19 protein-coding genes and 1 pseudogene are annotated in these 17563 nt (G+C 64.5%); 14 read left to right on the top strand and 6 right to left on the bottom strand.

What is annotated here, in order from left to right:
• Window positions 1–4: 4 nt before the first annotated feature.
• Window positions 5–739: an SDR family NAD(P)-dependent oxidoreductase gene (locus tag FQV39_RS13585; protein ID WP_149130775.1), complete on the bottom strand. Its 735-nt coding sequence runs from the start codon at window positions 737–739 to the stop codon at window positions 5–7.
• A gap of 166 nt (window positions 740–905) precedes the next feature.
• Between FQV39_RS13585 and FQV39_RS13580 the strand changes: the two genes are divergently transcribed.
• The 11 genes from FQV39_RS13580 (at window position 906) to FQV39_RS13530 (ending at window position 11783) form a co-directional block, all read left to right on the top strand.
• On the top strand, window positions 906–1625 hold the full coding sequence (locus FQV39_RS13580; protein ID WP_149130774.1) for a hypothetical protein: 720 nt from the start codon (window positions 906–908) through the stop codon (window positions 1623–1625).
• Window positions 1626–1744: 119 nt separating this feature from the next.
• A complete protein-coding gene (locus FQV39_RS13575; RefSeq protein WP_149130773.1) occupies window positions 1745–2575 on the top strand; it encodes a transporter substrate-binding domain-containing protein in 831 nt (276 codons plus the stop codon).
• A gap of 94 nt (window positions 2576–2669) precedes the next feature.
• Window positions 2670–3728: a Gfo/Idh/MocA family protein gene (locus FQV39_RS13570; RefSeq protein ID WP_149130772.1), complete on the top strand. Its 1059-nt coding sequence runs from the start codon at window positions 2670–2672 to the stop codon at window positions 3726–3728.
• On the top strand, window positions 3725–4564 hold the full coding sequence (locus tag FQV39_RS13565; protein WP_149130771.1) for an aldo/keto reductase: 840 nt from the start codon (window positions 3725–3727) through the stop codon (window positions 4562–4564). Before FQV39_RS13570 ends, FQV39_RS13565 begins: the two co-directional genes overlap by 4 nt.
• Window positions 4565–4591: 27 nt before the next feature.
• On the top strand, window positions 4592–5254 hold the full coding sequence (locus FQV39_RS13560; protein ID WP_149130770.1) for an amino acid ABC transporter permease: 663 nt from the start codon (window positions 4592–4594) through the stop codon (window positions 5252–5254).
• An 11-nt stretch (window positions 5255–5265) separates the two neighbouring features.
• On the top strand, window positions 5266–5910 hold the full coding sequence (locus FQV39_RS13555) for an amino acid ABC transporter permease (RefSeq protein WP_149130769.1): 645 nt from the start codon (window positions 5266–5268) through the stop codon (window positions 5908–5910).
• A 65-nt stretch (window positions 5911–5975) separates the two neighbouring features.
• Window positions 5976–6707, top strand: a complete 732-nt coding sequence (locus FQV39_RS13550) for an amino acid ABC transporter ATP-binding protein (protein WP_149133836.1) — start codon at window positions 5976–5978, stop codon at window positions 6705–6707.
• A gap of 438 nt (window positions 6708–7145) precedes the next feature.
• Window positions 7146–8615 carry an ABC transporter substrate-binding protein gene (locus tag FQV39_RS13545; protein ID WP_149130768.1) on the top strand — a complete coding sequence of 490 codons (1470 nt, stop codon included), beginning with the start codon at window positions 7146–7148 and terminating at the stop codon, window positions 8613–8615.
• Between the two features lie 2 nt (window positions 8616–8617).
• Entirely contained in the window at window positions 8618–9553 is a 936-nt protein-coding gene (locus tag FQV39_RS13540; protein ID WP_149130767.1) for an ABC transporter permease, read from the top strand.
• Complete coding sequence (locus tag FQV39_RS13535) at window positions 9550–10377, top strand: ABC transporter permease (RefSeq protein WP_149130766.1); 828 nt, start codon at window positions 9550–9552, stop codon at window positions 10375–10377. The genes FQV39_RS13540 and FQV39_RS13535 overlap by 4 nt, the downstream gene beginning before the upstream one ends.
• Window positions 10374–11783, top strand: a complete 1410-nt coding sequence (locus FQV39_RS13530; protein WP_149130765.1) for an ABC transporter ATP-binding protein — start codon at window positions 10374–10376, stop codon at window positions 11781–11783. Before FQV39_RS13535 ends, FQV39_RS13530 begins: the two co-directional genes overlap by 4 nt.
• A gap of 175 nt (window positions 11784–11958) precedes the next feature.
• Here FQV39_RS13530 and FQV39_RS13525 read toward each other — a convergent pair.
• From FQV39_RS13525 to pcaH, 3 genes and pseudogenes are all read right to left on the bottom strand, one after another.
• Window positions 11959–12174, bottom strand: a pseudogene (locus tag FQV39_RS13525) (transposase); the annotation flags it as partial.
• Between the two features lie 5 nt (window positions 12175–12179).
• Entirely contained in the window at window positions 12180–12806 is a 627-nt protein-coding gene (pcaG, locus tag FQV39_RS13520; protein WP_149130764.1) for a protocatechuate 3,4-dioxygenase subunit alpha, read from the bottom strand.
• Window positions 12807–12809: 3 nt separating this feature from the next.
• Window positions 12810–13583 (bottom strand): protocatechuate 3,4-dioxygenase subunit beta, encoded by a 774-nt coding sequence (gene pcaH, locus FQV39_RS13515; RefSeq protein ID WP_149130763.1) that lies wholly within the window; start codon window positions 13581–13583, stop codon window positions 12810–12812.
• Between the two features lie 105 nt (window positions 13584–13688).
• Here pcaH and FQV39_RS13510 point away from each other — a divergent pair, with 105 nt between their 5' ends.
• The 3 genes from FQV39_RS13510 (at window position 13689) to FQV39_RS13500 (ending at window position 15415) form a co-directional block, all read left to right on the top strand.
• Window positions 13689–14618, top strand: coding sequence for a LysR family transcriptional regulator (locus FQV39_RS13510; protein ID WP_149130762.1), 930 nt, complete (start codon window positions 13689–13691; stop codon window positions 14616–14618).
• 138 nt (window positions 14619–14756) lie between these two features.
• Entirely contained in the window at window positions 14757–14996 is a 240-nt protein-coding gene (locus FQV39_RS13505; RefSeq protein WP_149130761.1) for a FitA-like ribbon-helix-helix domain-containing protein, read from the top strand.
• The gene (locus FQV39_RS13500; protein ID WP_149130760.1) at window positions 14993–15415 is read left to right on the top strand and encodes a type II toxin-antitoxin system VapC family toxin; all 423 of its coding nucleotides are present in this window, start codon (window positions 14993–14995) and stop codon (window positions 15413–15415) included. The genes FQV39_RS13505 and FQV39_RS13500 overlap by 4 nt, the downstream gene beginning before the upstream one ends.
• 108 nt (window positions 15416–15523) lie before the next feature.
• Here the strand turns inward: FQV39_RS13500 and FQV39_RS13495 are convergent, their stop codons facing one another.
• Together FQV39_RS13495 and FQV39_RS13490 are read right to left on the bottom strand one after the other, a co-directional pair.
• Window positions 15524–16801 (bottom strand): polyhydroxyalkanoate depolymerase, encoded by a 1278-nt coding sequence (locus FQV39_RS13495; RefSeq protein WP_149130759.1) that lies wholly within the window; start codon window positions 16799–16801, stop codon window positions 15524–15526.
• 102 nt (window positions 16802–16903) lie between these two features.
• Entirely contained in the window at window positions 16904–17560 is a 657-nt protein-coding gene (locus FQV39_RS13490; protein ID WP_149130758.1) for a 3-oxoacid CoA-transferase subunit B, read from the bottom strand.
• Between the last annotated feature and the right edge of the window lie 3 nt (window positions 17561–17563).

The raw sequence follows: 17563 nt of genomic DNA, 5'->3' as shown, positions 1-17563 counted from the left end.
GGCCTCAATAGGTCGCGCGGCCACCCGAGACGTCGAAGACGGCCCCCGTCGAGAAGGAGCACTCCTCCGACGCCAGCCAGCTTACCAGCGCGGCCACCTCATCCGCCTGGCCGAGGCGTCCGACCGGAATCTTGGAGACGACATAGGCCCTGAACTCCGGCGTCAGCTGTGCGAGCATCTCGGTTTCGATCGCTGCCGGCGTCACGCAATTCACGCGGATCTGCGTCGTCGCGAGTTCCTTGCCGATCGACTTCGTCAGGCCGATCACGCCGGCCTTGGAGGCCGAATAGGCGACGGCGTTTGGGTTGCCTTCCTTGCCCGCGATCGAGGCCAGATTGACGATCCGGCCATAGCCGGTCTTGAGCATCTCGCGCACCGCTGCCTGGCAGCAGTGGAAGACGGCATCGAGGTTGAGCGACATCACGAAGCGCCAGCCGTCGCTCGGATACTCCGCGAAGGGCGCCAGTGGTCCGTTATGGCCGGCGCAGGTCACCAGAATTCCGAGTGGGCCGAGTTCCTGAACGACCCGTGCCGTTGCGTCCGCGACTGCCTTCTCATCCGTCACGTCGACGACATAGCCCCGGGCGCCGGGCAGCTTCGCAGCCGCGGCGCGCGCACTGTCGATGTCCCAGATCGCGACCTTGTGCCCTTTCGCGGCCAGCCGCGCCGCGATCGGAAAGCCCAGCCCGCCTGCTCCTCCCGTCACGATGGCGACGCGTGGCGTCTCGCTTGCCTGCATGCGTTCCTCCCGAGGAGCTTGTCGGCCGAAGCGCCCAATTTGGCGACTGGCTCTTGACTCGTTCAACATACTAACATTCTAGTAGGTTAGATGGAGAGGAAACAACCTCCTTGTCAAGAAGCCGATTGCAAGTCGGCGGGCAGGAGGAGCCCGAGGGTGGAATGCGATGGGATTGAAGGGATCGGCCTTTCTTGCGATCTGGCACGACATCGCTGAAGGCGGCCATGAGGCGTATATCGAGTGGCACACGCGCGAGCACATGCCCGAGCGGCTGTCGATTCCAGGGTTCCGCACGGGCAAGCGCCTGCATGCGCCGCAAGCACCGCGCTATGTCTTCGGGACGATCTATGCGGCTGATGACGTCGAGGTGTTCCGCTCCGACGCCTATCTCCAGCGCCTGAATCATCCGACGCCCTGGACGGCGGAGATTGCGCCGAGCTTCCAGAACTTCCTGCGCGTCGCCTGCGACAGGGTCGCAACAGCCGGCACTGGCGACGGTGGCTGCATGGCGACGATCCGCTTCGATTTCGTGGAAGCGGGCAGTGATGCAGCGCTACGACAAGCAGCTCAGAGTCTCGTTGATGCCGTGCACGCCCTACCAGGCGTGGCTTGCGTCCATCTCGGGATCGCCCGCAGCGAGGTCTCCGGCGTCCGCACCCGCGAGACGGAGCTTCGTAGCGCCATGGCGGAGAGGGGCTTCGACGCCGTGCTTCTGGTCGAAGGGGCCTCTCAGGTCGGCCTCGAAGCGGCGTTGCCCGAGGCGCAGCGGTTGGCGTTCGCCACCGGCGTGCTCTCCACACCGCGCGTCGACATCTACGAGACGGCCTTCAGCCTCACCAGCGAGGACATGCAGGGCTATCACCGCTTGCCGGCTCGGCAGAGGTGATGAGGTCTCGGCCGCCGGATCCCGCTTTCGGGTCGCCGAGAAGAACGGAGCGGAGAACGCTTCGAAGATGACAGCCGGCCAGAGAAGCCGGAGCCGCATCGCAGCTCAGAGGAGGATACATGTTGGGAATTTCTTCAGTTCGCGCCGCCGCCTTCGCCTTTATGGCGGGACTCGGACTCGTCGGCGCTGCCACCCAGGCCGACGCCCAGGCGCTTGAAAACATCAAAAAGGCAGGCGTCATTCGCATCGGCGTGATGGGCGAGCAGGCCCCTTGGGGCTCGATCGATGCGAGCGGGCAGAATATTGGCTACGATGTCGATGTGGCCCGGCTCATCGGTGAGGAACTCGGGGTTAAGGTCGAGTTCGTGCCGAACGCCGTCGCGGCCCGCATCCCGAACCTGCTGACCAACAAGGTCGACGTCCAGATGGCGGTGATGGGTATGTATCCCGACCGCGCCAAGGCCGTGCAGTTCTCCAAGCCCTATGCCGGCCTGAAGATCATCCTGCTCTCCAGCAAGAAGAACAAGATCGAGACAATCGAGGACGCCCGCAACCTGCGCATCGGTGTGCCGCGCGGTGCTGCGCAGGACAAGGCGATCACGACGCTGCTCGGCGACATTCCGAATATTCGTCGCTTCGACGACGACAGCTCCACCATGCAGGCGCTGGTTTCCGGCCAGGTCGATGCGATCGGCGGCAATACGACCTATAAGATAAATCTCGACAAGGCCTCGCCCGGCAACGACTTCGAGCAGAAGCTGGTCTTCAACGAGCAATGGCAGGGCATCTGCACCAAGCTCGGCGACGCCGGGATCAACGCTTGGCTGAATCAGTTCATCGACAAGATCGCGACCGACGGCCGGCTCGAGAAGATCAGCCAGAAATGGCTGGCCCAGCCCCTGTCTGCCTTCCCGGCTTCAGTCGAGGGCGTGCCCTTCACCGTGAAGTAACGGGCTGCATTCGACGCCTTCCGAAACGCAACGCCGCGAGGTGCGACCGCATGCATGCGGCCGCATCCGCTCTCCGAACTCGCCAGGAGCCGGTATGATCCGCATCGCACTGCTCGGAGCAGGCCTCATCGGCCGTGAGCACGCCGATCTCATGGCGTCGCATCCCGAAATATCCATCGTCGCTATCTGCGATCCCTCCCCGGAGGCCGCGAAGCTCGCCGAGCGGTTGTCGGTGCCGCACCGCGCCGACTACGTCGCCATGCTGGACGAGTTGCGCCCCGACGGCGCGATCATCGCACTGCCGAACCAGCTTCACGCTCCGGCTGCGCTGGCCTGCATCGAACGCGGGATTGCCTGCCTGATCGAGAAGCCCGTCGCGGAAAGCATTGCTTCCGCTGCCCGGATCGTCGAAGCGGCCGAACGGACCGGCGTGCCGGTACTGGTCGGCCATCAACGTCGCCACAGCCCCGATATCCGCGCCGCCAAGCGCGCAATCGTGGCCGGCGAACTGGGCGACATCGTCGCCGTCAACGGCATGACATTGTTCGACAAGCCGACCGACTATTTCGACGTCGCCTGGAGGAAGAGCGCCGGCGGCGGCGTGCTGCTCATCAACCTGATCCACGATATCGACATCCTGCGCCATCTGGTCGGCGAGATCGACAGCATCCGCGCCTTCACCTCCCATGCACGCGGCTTCGCGGTCGAAGACGGGGCGAGCCTCTCCATCCGCTTCGCCAATGGCGCGCTGGGAAGCTTCATCATCTCCGACAATGCCGTCAGCCCGTGGGCCTGGGAGTACAGCTCTGGCCAGGCCCTCTACCACCCCACGCAGCCGGGACCGTGCCTGTTCCTGGCCGGGCGCAAGGCGGCCCTGTCGGTCTCGGACATGTATCTGTGGCGTCACGAGCGGGAGGACGAGCACTGGCAGCACCCTCTGGCGCGTCACTATCGCGGCGCCGCCGGCCTGCCGACCTATGTCGCCCAGCTCGCCCACTTCGTCGCCGTCATCCGGCGTGAGGAACAGCCGCTGATCACCGCCCGGGACGGCATGGCCACGCTCGCCGCAACGCTCGCGGTCGATCGTGCTGCCCGGGAAGACCGCACGGTCACCCTGGCGGAGATGCTCGCGCAGACCGGAGCGGCCAGATGAGCGGCACGATCGCGGCGACGACGAAGACGATCCGCGGCGAGGCCATCCCGGCGCTCGGCTTCGGAACCTTCGAGCTGACCGGCCCGGCTGGCGAGACGGCGATCCGCACCGCGATCGATCTGGGCTACCGCCAGATCGACACCGCGATCCGCTATGGCAACGAGGCCGAGGTCGGGCGCGCGATCCGTGCGTCGGGCGTAGCGCGGGGTGAACTCTTCGTCACCACCAAGATCTGGTTCAACGACCTCGCGCCAGACACTGTCCACCGCCGCGTCGGCGAGAGCCTCGACCGGCTCGGTCTCGATCAGGTCGACCTGCTGCTCGTCCACTGGCCCACGAAAGATGTTCCGCTCGGCGAGACATTGGCCGCCTTCGCCGAGGAGAAGCGGAAGGGACGGACGCGGCTGATCGGCGTCAGCAACTTCACGGTCGCGCTGCTCGACGAAGCGCTGGAGGTCCACAAGGCCGAGCTGTTCTGCAACCAGGTCGAGTACCATCCCTTCCTGTCGCAGGAGAAGCTGCTGGCCCGGATGCGGCGCGCCGGCATGCTGCTGAACGCCTACCAGCCGATCGCGCGCGGCAAGGTCTTCGACAACGATCTGCTCAATGCGCTCGGCCGCAAATACGGGAAATCGGCGGGACAGGTGACGTTGCGCTGGCTGGTCCAGCAGGACGGCGTCGGCGCGATCCCGCGCTCGTCCCGGCCCGAGAATATGCGGGCCAACCTCGACATCTTCGATTTCGAGCTGTCACCGGAAGACATGGCGGCGATCCACGGGCTCGCCCGTGGGCAGCGCTTTTCCCGCTTCGACTGGGAACCCGCGTGGGATGACTGAGACTCAGCACGCGGCAGGGGGAGAACGATGACACTCGACTTCAGCGTCGTGGCCGACGCCTGGAAATCGCTGCTGTTCGGAACAATCGGAACCTTGTTCCTGGCCTTTTCCGGCATGGCCATCGCCATGGTCATCGGCGTCCTGGGCGTGATCATCCTGCGGATGCAGATGCGGATCCCGTCGCTCCTGGTCACGCTCTTCGTCGAGATCGTGCGCAACACGCCGTTCCTGGTGCAGATCTTCTTTCTGTTCTTCGCGCTGCCGCTCGCCGGTGTCCGCCTGAATCCCACGATCACAGCAATCCTGGCGCTGGGCCTCAACGGTGGCGCCTATGCCATCGAGATCATCCGCGGCGGCGTCGACAGCATCCCGAAGGGACAGACGGAAGCCGGGCTGGCGCTTGGGCTGCACAAGCACGAGGTCTTCCGGCTGATCGTGCTCGTCCCAGCCCTGCGCGCGATCTACCCGTCGCTCGCCAGCCAGTTCATCCTGCTGACGCTGACCACGGCGATCTGCACCTCGATCTCCGCCTATGAGCTGACCTCGGTCGGCCAGAGGATCGAGGCCGAAACCTTCCGCAGCTTCGAGGTCTATTTCACGCTGACCACGATCTATCTGGTGATCTCGCTCGTAACGATGTGGCTGCTCGCCACCCTCGGCCGCTGGGCCTTCAGCTATCCGCAGCGCTGAGGAGGCAGGACATGGGCATTCAGGAACTGACCTATCTGCTGCAAGGCCTGCTCTGGACCTTGTTCCTCACCGTCATCGGGTTCGCTGGCGGCATCCTGTTCGGCGTCGTCGTCGCGCTGCTCAGGGTATCGCCGTCGCCCTGGCTTCGGATTCCGATGATCTGCTGGATCGGGGTGTTCCAGGGCACGCCCCTGCTGATGCAGCTCTTCGTCGCCTATTTCGGCCTGCCCCTGCTGGGCTTCAATTTCCCGGCCTGGGCCGCCGTCTCGGTCGCGCTGACGGCCCATGCCTCGGCCTTCCTCGGCGAGATCTGGCGCGGCGCGATCCAGGCCGTGCCGGGCGGCCAAACCGAAGCCGCCAATGCGCTCGGCCTGCCCAGCTGGAGTCGGATGATCGACGTCGTCATGCCGCAAGCCTTCAAGCTCTCGCTGCCGGCGACGGTCGGTTTTCTCGTGCAACTGCTCAAGGGAACCTCACTCGCCGCGATCGTCGGCTTCATCGAGCTCACCCGGGCCGGCACCATCGTTTCCAACCAGATCTACAAGCCATTGCTCGTCTTCGGCGTGGTGGGTGCGCTGTACTGCGCCCTGTGCTGGCCGCTCTCGCTCTGGGGCCGCAGGCTCGAGCAGCGGATGGCAGCCGGGGCGGCAAAATGAAGGAGAGCGACGTGACCCGGACGAACGACACCGCAAGCCGCACTGCGCGAGAAGCGGCCGCCGCGATGATCGAGATGCGTCAGGTCGAAAAATTCTACGGCCCGTTCCACGCCCTCAAAGGCATAGACCTCTCGGTCACCAAGGGCGAAAAGATCGTGCTCTGCGGCCCCTCCGGCTCGGGCAAGTCGACGCTGATCCGCTGCATCAACCATCTGGAGCCGATCGCAAGCGGCGAGATCGTGGTGGCGGGCCACCGGCTGAACGACAGCCAGACGGCCGTCGATGCCGTGCGCCGCGAAGTCGGCATGGTGTTTCAGCAGTTCAACCTGTTTCCTCACAAGACGGTGCTGGAAAATTGCATCCTCGCTCCGATGCGGGTCCGCAAGCTTTCGCGCGGCGAGGCGGAAGAGACGGCCCGGACCTATCTCGAACGTGTCCGCATCGGCGATCAGGCGGCGAAATACCCCGCTCAGCTCTCGGGCGGCCAGCAGCAGCGCGTGGCGATCGCCCGCGCCCTGTGCATGGAGCCGAAAGCCATGCTGTTCGACGAGCCGACCTCGGCGCTCGACCCTGAAATGGTGAAGGAAGTGCTGGACACGATGGTGTCATTGGCACGCGACGGCATGACCATGATCTGCGTGACCCACGAGATGGGCTTCGCACGCCAGGTGGCAGACCGGGTGATCTTCATGGCGGATGGCGAGATCATCGAAGAGAACTCGCCATCGGCGTTCTTCTCGAATCCGCGACATGAGCGCTCCCGCGCCTTTCTCGGCGAAATCCTCGCCCATCATTGATGTATCGGACTCAACGCTGTCGCAAATTTTGGAAAAGCCGACGTTGTCTGCGGCCGTGGAAAAATCGACGACTTGAGCGTCTTTTCTGAACATCGCCCTGCGCTGCAAGAGGCCGTCTCTGCCCCGCTGTAAAGTTGCTTCGCCTCATTACGATCCTTCGTGTGAAGCGATCGTTTGATCAGATTCGAGCCGAGCTGCTGCCGAAGGTAGTAGGCGCCGGTCTTTGGGTGTTTCCAAGGATTGGCCAGGTGCCGTGTGTACTACCAGAGCCCTGGCCTCGCAGGCCTCTCTTCAGCATAGCCGATCAGCCACGGGAAGCTTGCGGCATCGCCTTGCGTCGCACGCTTCGCCTCGCTATGAGTGAAACGATATAACATTTCATAAGGCTTCCGGCCCGTGCGCAAGAGCTTGATTGTCGCCTCCCTGGCAGTGCTGTCGATGACCGGGTTTGCCGCGGCTAAACCCTTGAAAGTGGTCGGACCATGGGAGATCGCCGGCATCGACCCGGCTCAATCAGGCTTCGTTTTCAGTCGAATGCAGGTGGCCGAGACACTCGTCTCAGTCGATATCGACGGCAAGCTGACCGGAGGGCTCGCGGCGTCATGGGCAGCGAGAGAGGACGGGCTCTCGTGGAGCTTCCGCCTGCGCGAGGGGGCACGCTTTCACGACGGCAGCCCGGTAAGCGCGGCGATCGTCGCTGAGACTCTGCGCAAGGCACATGGCGGCACCGGCGTGTTCAGCCAGGTGCCGGTCGCGTCGATAGAGCCTGACGGCGACGCGGTTGTCATCCACCTGTCGAAGCCTTTCGCGGCGCTGCCGGCCTATCTCGTCAACTTCACCACCATCGTTTTGGCTCCGTCCTCGTTCGGTCCCACGGGGCGGGTCGAGCGCATCGTCGGCTCAGGTCCCTATCGCGTGAAGAGCCTCACTCCGCCGCTCAACCTGCAGCTCGAAGCCGCGCCGGAGTGGACCGGTGAGAAACCGGGAATTGCCGAGGTCGACTATCAGGCGGTCGGCCAGGGCGAGACGCGTGCGCTCATGGCCGAGAGCGGCGAGGCCGATCTCGCCTTCTCGATGCTGCCGGTCTCGGTCGAACGACTGAAGCGCAACCCGAAGCTCGACGTGCGCATCGCCACGATCCCGCGCACACGCCTGCTCAAGGTCAACGTCTCGTCGCCGCTGTTCAGCGATGTGCGCGTGCGCCGTGCGATCAGCGCCGCGCTCGACCGCGAGGGCACTACAAGGGTCATCCTTCGCAATCCCGATCTCGGCGCGACCCAGCTCTTTCCCAAGGCGCTGGCCGGCTGGCACATCCCCGATCTGCCGCCGCTGAAGCGGGATCTCGCTTCCGCCAAGGCGCTGCTCGCAGAAGCCGGATGGACGCCAGCCGCCGACGGGATCCTGCAGAAGGACGGCAAACCCTTCACCTTCACACTGCTGACCTATGCGAGCTGGCCCGAGCTGCCGCCCATCGCGACCGCGATCCAGGCGCAGCTGCGACAGGTCGGCATCGACGCCAAAGTTTCGGTCGGCAACAGCTCGGAAATCCCGGCGCGGCACCAAGACGGCACGCTGGAGATGGGGTTGGTCTCGCGGCTCTACTCGATCGTACCGGACGCCATTGGAACGCTGCGAGACGATTATAAGCCCGGCGGCAGCGACTGGGGCGCGACCGGCTGGGCGAATGACGAACTCAACAGCCTCGTCGAGAAGTTGGGCGGGACCAGCGATCCGTCTGCCCGCGCGCCCATGCAGAAGCGGGCGATTGAGATTCTCCAGAACGAGCTGCCGAGCATTCCCGTGACCTGGTCGGAACTCGCGATCGTCGCGAATAAGCGGATCGCGGGTGTGCGGGTCGATCCGTTGGAGGTGAGTTACGGGCTCGCCTCGATTCGCTGGGCACAGTGACGATGGTGGGGCTGGTTTCGACCCGACTGCTCCAAGCCGGGCTGATGGTGCTCGTCGTCGGGATCCTCTGCTTCGCACTTGTGCGCGCATTGCCAGGCGATCCAGCCATGCGCATCGCCGCCGGTCGCTACGGGCCGGATGCCAACATCAGCGAAGCCGCAGAGGTCGTGCGTCGCGAACTCGGCCTCGATCGGCCCCTGCTCGTCCAGCTTGGCACCTCGCTCGGCCAACTGGCGAAGCTCGATCTCGGGCGCTCGGTTGTCACAGGACTGCCCATCACAAAGGAGCTCAGAATCCAGCTTGGCGCGACGCTATGGCTGTCCGGGGCGGCGCTCGCTCTGTCATTGCTGCTCGGTCCCCCGATCGGTCTTCTCGCCGGTCTGAGCCGGGGCGGCTGGGTCGACCGCGCCTCGCTTGGGGGGGCGATCGTCCTGCGATCGCTGCCGCCCTTCGTGCTCGGCCTACTGCTGATCCTGTTCTTCGCGATTATCTTCGGCCTGTTCCCGCCGGCCGGCTACGGAACCTGGCGCGACCTGGCGCTACCAGCGCTGACGCTGGCGCTGGGGCTCGCCGCGGTGTCGAGCCGCGTCGCACGCGACGCCGTCGCGGCCGTGGTGCGTACACCCTATTTCGCTTTCGCGCGGCTGAAGGGATTGCCTGAGCCCGTCGCGGTGCGCCGCCATGTCCTGCGCAACGCTGCGATACCCGTGGTCTCCTATCTCGCCTTGCAGGCGATTTACCTGATCGAGGGCGTCGTCGTGGTGGAGACGCTGTTCGGCATTCCTGGTATCGGCCATGCCCTCGTCCATGCCGTTATAGCCCGGGACGTGCCGATGGTGCAGGGCACGGCGCTCGCGATGGGCCTGCTCTTCGTCGCCATCACGGCGGCCGTCGATCTCGCCTGCCACTGGCTCGATCCGAGGCCGAGACGCACATGACCATTGCTGACGCCACACTCATCCCCTCGGCGGATCGCCGCTGGCTGACACCTTCGCGGACAATCGGGCTCGGCCTGCTTGCGCTGCTGGCGGCGTTTGCTCTCATCGGCCCGCTGCTGGTCTCCGTCGATCCGACGGAGCAGGACTTCGCAGCGAGCCTCGCCGCGCCCGGCTCCGACTATCTGCTGGGCGCCGATTATTACGGCCGTAGCATGCTCGCCCGGCTCACCTACGGGGCGCGGCTATCCTTCGGCATGGCCCTGCTCACGGTGGCCACAGCGGCCGTGCCGGGCATCCTGCTCGGTCTGCTCGCGGCCTGGCGCGGCGGCCTTCTCGAACGCGCGCTGGAGCTGGTTTCAACGGTGCTGCTCGCGTTGCCCGGGCTGCTGCTCGTGCTGATCCTGCTCGCTTTCGCGCCAGGCACCTTCGGGCCGCTCTATCTCGGCCTCGCCCTCACGCTTTGGATCGAATTCTATCGCGTCGCGCGAGCGACGGCAGCGAGCGTGCTGAAGCAGCCGCATGTCGAGGCGGCACGGCTGCTCGGCTTCGGCACGCCCTACTTGCTGCGCAGCCTGGTTCTCCCCGAGATCCGGCCGATCCTGACGACGCTCGCCGCCTTCGCCATGTCGACCGCCATCATTGCGATTTCGACGCTGAGCGCGATCAGCGTCGGCCTGCGGCCGCCGACGCCTGAGCTCGGCGCGATGATTGTCGAGCTTCTGCCCTATTACACGGAGGCGCCGCTGCACGTGCTGATGCCCGGGATTCTGATCTTCCTGCTGGTGCTCGGGCTGCAGCTCGCCACGCGGAGCGAGGCGCGATGAACGCGCCCGCCCACTTCCAGGCGCTCGCCGTCTCGGGGCTCGCGATCCGGGCCGGCGACAAGTCGCTCGTCCGCGACGTAGCCTTCACACTGGTCCGGGGCATGCCGGTCACGCTGCTCGGCGCCAGCGGCTCGGGCAAATCGCTTGTCGCCCATGCGATTATGGGTAGCCTGCCGGCTGGGTTGTCAGCGCACGGCGAGGTCAGGCTCGACGGGCTAGATCTCCTGTCCGAAAGCCCCGGCGAAACCCGCGCCCGATGGGGGCGGACGATCGCGATCCTACCACAGGAACCGTGGCTCGCACTCGACCCGACCATGCGCGTAGGCGGTCAGGTAGAAGAGGTTCATCGCTATCTGCATGGCGTCGGCGCTGCGGACGCTCGCAGTCGATCCCGAGCCGATCTCGCCGAGGTGGGGCTCGGCGGTCGGACGCAGGCCTATCCGCACCAACTCTCCGGCGGCATGTGCCAGCGCGCCGCGATCGCGGTGACGCATGCGGCTGGCGCCTCTCTTCTGATCGCCGACGAGCCGACCAAGGGACTCGACGCATCGCTGCGGGACAGCGTCGTCGAACGGTTGCGCCGGGAGGTCGAACAGGGGCGCCTGCTGCTCACGATCACGCACGACATTGAAGTCGCCGCCGCGCTAGGCGGGATGATCGGCGTGATGCTCGACGGAACGCTCGTGGAGTTCGGGCCTGCGTCGCAGATCCTGGCCGAACCGCGTCACGTTTACACGCGTGCCCTGATAGCAGCGGATCCAAGCCGATGGCCGGCGCCCGGCCTGCCGCCGGCAGGCGAAACGGTCGTCTCCGGCACAGGACTGTCGAAGCGCTTCGGAGAGAAGACGCTGTTCGACACCTTCGACATCTCGGTCGGGCGCGGCGAAATCGTCGCAATCGTCGGCCCGAGCGGCGGCGGCAAGACGACGGTCGGCAACATCCTCCTCGGCCTCGTCGCGCCGGATCGCGGCCAAGTCGAACGCGAGGCCGACTTAGCGCCGGTGCGATTCCAAAAGCTATACCAGGATCCACCGGCCGCCTTCGCCCCGCACCAGCCACTGCGGCGAGGCCTTGGTGACCTGCTGGAGCTGCATGAGCTGGCCTGGTCGCAGGCGGAGGCGGCAATGGTGCGCTTCGGCCTTGCCCGCGAGCTGCTCGACCGCCGTCCAAACGAGGTCTCCGGAGGCGAGCTTCAGCGCTTCGCCATCCTGCGGGCGCTCCTGCTCGATCCGGTGTTTCTCTTCGCCGACGAGGCAACCTCGCGGCTCGACCCCGTCAGTCAGAAGGAGGTCTTCGCCATTCTGCTCGAGGCGGTCCGCGAGCGTGGTCTCGGACTGCTCATGGTCACGCATGAAGCCGCACTGGCCGAGCGGCTCGCTTCACGCATCCTGCGGTTGGGGATGTGACCATCATCCTGTGGTGTCAAAAATCACGCCAGTTCTGAACGTCAGCTTTCGAGAAGCTTCCAATGCCGCTTTTGGCGCAAGCAGCGCTGCCTGTGACATTGGCCCGGCTCGGTGGAGGCTGCGTGGAAACGGCGTTCGGTGTGGAGTTTTGGGGATGCGCCCGAGGTCTTGAGGGTCAGACTGTCATCGTTTTCATCAACGCCGGTGCGCCGAGGATGGCGATGACCCGCTTGAGGTTGTAGGCGAGGACGTGGAGGCTCATCTCGGTTCCGACATTGGTGAGCTGGCGAGTGAGGAAGTGACTTCGGCCCATCCAGTCCTTGATCGTGCCGAAGACGCGCTCGACCGTCTGCCGTCTGATCCGCATGGCGTCGGGCATGCGGTCGAGCTGATGGATCACACGTCGAAGAAGACCGTTTCGTGTTCTCCCTGAAGATGAATGTCAAACATATAGACGACGGCGCCGTCGCGTTCCTCGCGCTTGGCGATCAGCGTGTCGCGCCGTGATTTTTGCTCGATCAGGCCCAGTACGGGATCGACGGAATTGGCTTGCTCTTCGTCGGAGAAATACATTCTCGTGTTCAGGCCGATATTGATGCCGCGCGCGACGACCCAGACATTGATGTGCGGCGCCATGATGCGCTTGTTGCGCCCGGCGACCGCGCCCGGCTTGATCGTGCGGAATGTATAGAGGCCAGTGTCGAAAGCAGCGCCGGTGCGGCCCCAACCGCGGAACGCAACGTCGAGAGGCTTGGCTTGCCGGTCGTCGGGATGGTTGTAGCGCCCCTCCGCATTGGCCTGCCAGATCTCGATCAGGGCATCGCGAACCGGTGTGCCGGTGCCGTCGAAGACATAGCCTTCGATGGTGATGCGTTCGCCTGCCGTCGCCTCGGGGACGAGGTCATTCGAGAAGTTGTTCTCGAAGATGTCGAAGCCGGCCTGATGCGGCGCGAGGCCGATATGGACATAGGGGCCGGCCGTCTGTGACGGTGTTTCCGCCAGATAGGCAAGAGGCTGGGTCATCGGTCAATTCCCTTCGAGCCGGTTTTCGAACAGCGTGGAACGGCGGCCGCGCAGCACGATGTCGAAGCGATAGGCCAGCGTGTCGAGCGGCACGGAGGCGTTGAGGTCGAGCGGCGCGATCAGCCGATCGATGGCCGCCTCATCGGGGATCGTCTTGACGATCGGGCAGATCTTGATCAGCGGATCGCCCTCGAAATACATCTGCGTGATCAGCCGCTGGGCGAAGCCGGAGCCGAACAGCGAAAAGTGGATGTGCGCCGGCCGCCAGCTGTTCACATAATTGCGCCAGGGATAAGGGCCCGGCTTGATCGTGCGGAAATAGTAGTAGCCGTCCTCGTCTGAGAGGGTGCGCCCGCAGCCGCCGAAATTCGGATCGATCGGCGCAAGATAGGTGTCCTTCTTGTGCCGATAGCGGCCACCGGCATTGGCTTGCCAGAACTCGATCAGGGTGTGCGGCACCGGTCGGCCATTCTCGTCCAGCACACGCCCGTGCACGATGATGCGCTCGCCGATCGGATCGCCGTCCTTGGCGTAGTTGCGGATCAGATCGTTGTCGAGCGGACCGAGTTCGTTGTGGCCGAAGACTGGTCCAGTGATCTCCGACAGCGAATTCTGCAGCGACAGCAGCGCGTGGCGCGGTGAACGCGCGATGCTGGTCTTGTAGCCCGGTGTCAGCGCAGCGGGCTGGATTGAACGGTCGCGCTGAAAGAATTCGATACGCGGAATGGTCGGCGGCGCGTTCCGCCCGGCAGGCTGATGCGGTGCAGGCTCCTGCATCTGGTCTCTCCCTATCTGTTTGAACGAGTTGCCATCGACGTCACAGGCGCGCGCATCTTCTGATCAATGTTTGCGTCGATCAATTGATCGGTTACGATCTTTATCATGAGCAATATCGATTATTCGGATTTGGACGGGCGGGCCTTGCAGCTGTTCCTTGCGGTTCTGGAGAAAGGTTCCGTAACCGAGGCCGCAAACGAACTCGGCGTCACCCAGTCGGCCGTCAGCCACCAACTGGACAAGCTGCGGCGGATCGTGCGCGACCCGCTCTTCGTCAAATCCGGGCGCGGCATCGTGGCCACGGCCCATGCGCGCGCCCTTGGCGAACAGGCCCGGGCGTTGCTCGACGCCATGCGCGACTTCGCCCGGGGCGCCGAATTCGATCCGGCGACGACGCGACTGTCGCTCAGGATTGCCGCCAACGACCTCCAGCGGGAACTGCTGCTGCCGCATCTGTTCCAGCGGCTTGAAGACGAGCTTGCGAGTGTCGAGTTGCGTGTCCTGCCATCCGATGTGCCGACGACCGAGATGCTGCGCGAGGACCGTTGCGATCTCCTGATCTCGCCATTCCCGCCGGAAGGCATCGACATTCTTCAGAAGCGGCTCCTGACCGACCGATATGTCTGCTTCTTCGACCCGCGGATCCGGGAGGCGCCGCGCACCTTCGAAGACTATATCGGCGCGCGCCACGTCACCGTGGTCTATCCGGACAAGGAGCGGCTGCGCTTCGACAAGGAGCTGGACGCGGCAGGGATCCGCCGCGACGTCGCCATCGCTGTGCCAGGCTTCTCGGGAGTTCCGGCCTTCCTGCGTGGGACCGATCGCCTTGCGACCCTGCCAAGCCTGCTCAAAGGCTCGCTGATGCAGGAGTTCGCAACCACGCCTGTCCCACTGGAAGCCGCGGCGGAGCAGGGGGAACGGGATCTCGTCATGTTCATGGCCTGGCACCGCCGCTACCAGAACGATCCAGCTCATTGCTGGCTGCGTGTTCAGACGGAACAAACCGCTGCGGAAATCGCCCGCAGCACATCCTGAGCAATCGGCCCACCACAAGGCCTGTGTGAAAGTTGCGAAAACCGCGGCTCCGTGCCGCTCTCATGCCGATAATGCAGGAATTGATATCAATTCTTATGCTATGATAGCGCCGCCATAGAATGGCGAGGAGTGATATCAATGCCTGCCGTCACAATCAGAAACTTGCCCGAAGCGACACATAGAGCGCTCAAGCTGCGGGCCGCCCAACATGGTCGGAGCACTGAGGCGGAAATCCGCGACATCATCGAAAGCGCCGTTCGGCCACATGATCGGATCAAGCTCGGCACCGAGCTGGCCGCGATCGGGCGGGAGTTTGGCGGCGTGGAACTCGAAATCGAGCGCGACAAGACGCCGGCCGGTACGGTGAGCTTCGAATGATCGTCCTGGATACAAATGTCATCTCCGAGCCGCTGAGGCCGGCCGGTGAACCGGCCGTGCTCGCTTGGCTCGATCAACAGAATATCGAGACGCTTTTCCTGACCACGATCAGCTTGGCCGAGCTTCGCTATGGCGTTGCGGCTTTGCCCGATGGTCGACGTAAAGAAGGCCTGGGCGCGGCCTTGGAGAGGCGCATCATCGTCCTGTTTGGGCCGCGAATACTTCCCTTCGATTCCGACGCTGCCGACGCCTATGCCCTGATCCGTACCCGCGCCAAAGCTGCAGGCAGGGCGATTGGTGCGGCAGACGGCTATATTGCCGCGACGGCCGCAGCACATGGCTTCACCGTGGCAACGCGCGACACCGGACCTTTTGAAGCCGCCGGGCTGCCCGTCATCAATCCGTGGGCGACGGTCTAGAGCATCGGACAGAAAAGTGGACCCCGGTTTTCGGCAAAATCCGATGCTCAAACAAAGCGATCTAGCGGTCTTCCACCGCAACACGATGAAGTCGGTCGGGCACGGCGATCAGACCACGGCGGTGTCGTCTTGGCGTTGCCCGTGGCGCGCGCTCCCTTCCTTCCCGTTGCTGATCATGAACGCGACGATGCGCGGCACGATCTCGGAACGAAAGCGCGAGCCGTTGAAGACCCCGTAATGGCCGACGGCCGGCTGCACATAGTGCTGGCGCATGTGATCGGGAATGTTCACGCAAAGCGCGTGGGCTGCCTCCGTCTGGCCAATCCCGGAAATATCGTCGTTCTCGCCTTCGACGGTCAGCAGGGCAACAGAGCGGATGGCTGCCGGATCGACCAACGCGCCGCGATGCATCATTTCGCCCTTGGGCAGCGTGTGACGCAGGAACACGTTATCGACCGTCTGGAGATAGAACTCGGCGGTCAGATCCATGACCGCGAGATATTCGTCGTAGAAGTCGCGATGCTTCTCGGCGCTGTCGCCGTCATTCTCGACCAGATGCATGAAGAACTGCTTGTGCGCCGTGATGTGGCGGTCGAGATTCATGCCGAGGAAGCCTGAAAGCTGCAGGAAGCCCGGATAAACCTCGCGCATGGCGCCCGGCGCCGGCCAGGGCACGTGCATGATCACGTTCTTGCGGAACCAGTCGATGCCCTTCGACTCCGCGAGTTTGTTGACGGCGGTCGGGTTACGGCGCGTGTCGATCGGGCCGCCCATCAGCGTCATGCTCGCAGGTGCGAAAGCATCGCCCCGCTCCGCCATGATCGCGACCGCGGCGAGCACCGGCACGGAAGGCTGGCACACCGCCATGACATGCGTCTGCGGCCCGAGCGCATGCAGGATGTCGATGACGTGGTCGATGTAATCATCGAGATCGAAGCCGCCGGCCGATGTCGGCACCGTGCGCGCATCGGTCCAGTCCGTGATGTAGACCTCGGCATGTGGCAACATCGCCTCGACGGTGCCCTTCAACAGCGTCGCGTAGTGCCCGGACATCGGCGCGACGATCAGGAGCTTGGGGTCATCGCCGCGCCCCGCCGGCAGATCGCGCGCGAAATGGATCAGGTTACAAAAAGGTCGCGACCAGACGACGATCTCGGCCACCGCGACCTCGTTCAAGTCGACAACCGTTTTCTCGATGGCGAAGGAGGGCTTGCCGTAGCGCCGGGTGCTGCGCTCGAACATCTCTGCGATGGCCGCCGCGGTACGGCCGAACGCCGTGTGCGACAGCGGATTGATCGGGTTCGAGTAGTGGTGTTTGACGGCATCCGCGAAAGCGCGACACGGCTGCATCACGGCGTGGTTCAGTTCGTAGAGCTGATAGAACATCGTGGCACCTTGGAAACGGGACAGTCGTGCAAGACCAGCAGGAGCGGGGAACCCTCTCCCTCCAGGAGAGGGGGGCCCCGCGCCCGACCATGACGCGCTGACTTACACAGCGACCTTGAAGGCGGCTTGCGTCTTGCTCTTGATCTCGTCGACCGTCACCCCGTCGGCGAGCTCGATCAGCGTCATGCCGCTGCCATTGCTCTTGTCGATGGTGAAGACGCCGAGATCGGTGATCACCATGTCGACGACGCCGGCGCCGGTCAGCGGCAGGTCGCAGGCCTCGAGCAGCTTCGGCGATTCCGAGCCGTCCTTGGCCCTCGCGACATGCTCCATCACCACGACGACCTTCTTGACGCCGGCGACGAGGTCCATGGCGCCGCCCATGCCCTTCACCATCTTGCCCGGGATCATCCAGTTGGCGAGGTCGCCGTTCTCGGCGACCTGCATGGCGCCGAGGATCGACAGATCGATATGGCCGCCGCGGATCATGCCGAAGGAATCGGCCGAGGAGAAATAGCTGGTGGTCGGCAATTCGGTGATCGTCTGCTTGCCGGCGTTGATCAGGTCGGGATCCTCCTCGCCCTCATAGGGGAAGGGGCCCATGCCAAGCATGCCGTTCTCCGACTGCAACTGCACGCTGATGCCGGCGGGGATGTAGTTCGAGACCAGCGTCGGGATGCCGATGCCGAGATTGACGTAGAAACCGTCCTGCAGCTCCTTGGCGGCGCGGGCGGCCATCTGCTCACGAGTCCAAGCCATGGT

The sequence above is a fragment of the Bosea sp. F3-2 genome, from assembly GCF_008253865.1.
Taxonomy (GTDB): Bacteria; Pseudomonadota; Alphaproteobacteria; order Rhizobiales; family Beijerinckiaceae; genus Allobosea.
Note: the sequence above shows the minus strand (reverse complement) of the source record. Positions and strands in the feature narration are given on the sequence as shown.